Genomic DNA, 1,233 nt, shown 5'->3' on the forward strand with positions numbered 1-1,233 from the left:
TCTTGGATATAAAACACCTGCAGAGGTCTTCGCTGCAACATAAACATAAAATGTTGCACTTATATTGACAATCTATCATACAAAAAAAATCCCTTCTATTAAATTAGAAGAGATTTTTAATTAGTATATTTTTAGTTTTCTTTATCTTGAGCTTTTTCTTTTTCTGATAGTTCTTTTAAAACTTGTTCTATATCTTCAACAACATTTCCATTTGCGAATTTTATAGCTTGGTTGATTGCATTTTTTATAGCAAATGCATTAGAACTACCATGTGCTTTTATTACTCCACCTTTAACTCCTAAAAGTGGCGCTCCACCGTACTCAGTATAGTCCATCATAGATTTTATTTCTTTAAAGCTATCTTTAAGCATTAAAGCACCTACTTTGCCTTTGAAAGACTCCATAAATTTATCTTTCATTAATTTCATTAAACTCATAGCTACACCTTCACAAGATTTTAAAAGTGTATTTCCTGTAAATCCATCACATATTAAAGCATCACATACAGAGTTTATTACATCTCTTGCTTCAACATTTCCGACAAAGTTTAAATCTAAATCTTTTAATTCATAATAAGCCTCTTTTACTAGCTCATTACCTTTACCTTCTTCTGTACCTATATTTGCAAGACCTATTCTAGGATTTTCTAAACCTATAACTTTTCTTAAATATATATCACTCATAAAAGCAAACTGTGTTAAGTTTTTAGGCTTACAATCTGCATTAGCTCCACCATCAGCAAGAAGAGTTATTCCACCTTTTATATTAGGAAGGCCTGGGCATAAACATGGTCTATCAATTCCTTTTATTCTACCTACGATTAATGTACCACCTGCTAATAAAGCTCCTGTACTACCTGCTGATACTATTGCATCAGCTTTTTTATCTTTTACTAAGTTTAATGCTACAACCATAGAAGAATCTTTTTTACGTCTTACTGCCATTACTGGTTTATCTTCATTTTCAATTATCTCAGTAGTATGTATTATTTCTAGCTTATTTTTATCATAAGTCTTTGATTCTAATTCCTTTTCTATTTGGGCTCTGTCACCTGTTAGGATTACATCTATACCATATTCATTTATAGCTTGTACTGCACCTTCTACAGTGGCTTGAGGAGCATGATCTCCACCCATTGCATCTATAACTATTTTCATATGTTCCTCCCTTTATAAATCTTTTATTAAAAATATATTATTTCCATAGTTTAATAATATAATAATTATTTTAATA

General features: G+C 30.3%; 1 protein-coding gene. It reads right to left on the reverse strand.

The features are described from left to right. Window positions 1-131: 131 nt before the first annotated feature. Window positions 132-1,157: a phosphate acyltransferase PlsX gene (gene plsX / locus I4U58_RS13820; protein ID WP_195931911.1), complete on the reverse strand. Its 1,026-nt coding sequence runs from the start codon at window positions 1,155-1,157 to the stop codon at window positions 132-134. Between the last annotated feature and the right edge of the window lie 76 nt (window positions 1,158-1,233).

It is taken from the genome of Clostridium sp. 1001270J_160509_D11, assembly GCF_015667935.1.
GTDB lineage: Bacteria > Bacillota > Clostridia > Peptostreptococcales > Peptostreptococcaceae > Intestinibacter.